This is a genomic window from Alkalibacterium sp. m-11 (assembly GCF_054658155.1).
The window spans coordinates 1-253 of the sequence record NZ_BAAGIR010000590.1 but is presented as its reverse complement, the minus strand read 5'-3'; the positions used below and the strand labels follow the sequence as shown (position 1 = coordinate 253).

At 49.8% G+C, this 253-nt stretch carries 1 rRNA gene; it reads left to right on the top strand.

Annotated elements, in window-relative coordinates:
* Window positions 1-253, top strand: a 23S ribosomal RNA gene (locus ACYQ2O_RS13675); the annotation flags it as partial.

Below are 253 nucleotides of genomic sequence, written 5' to 3'. Positions count from 1 at the left end.
TGCCTTGGCACTAGGAGCCGATGAAGGACGGGACGAACACCGATATGCTCTGGGGAGCTGTAAGTAAGCATTGATCCAGAGATTTCCGAATGGGGGAACCCATCACTTTTCATCAAGTGATATGCCTATAGTGAATACATAGCTATAGACAAGGTAGACGTGGGGAACTGAAACATCTAAGTACCTGCAGGAAGAGAAAGCAAACGCGATTCCCCGAGTAGCGGCGAGCGAAACGGGAAGAGGCCAAACCAGA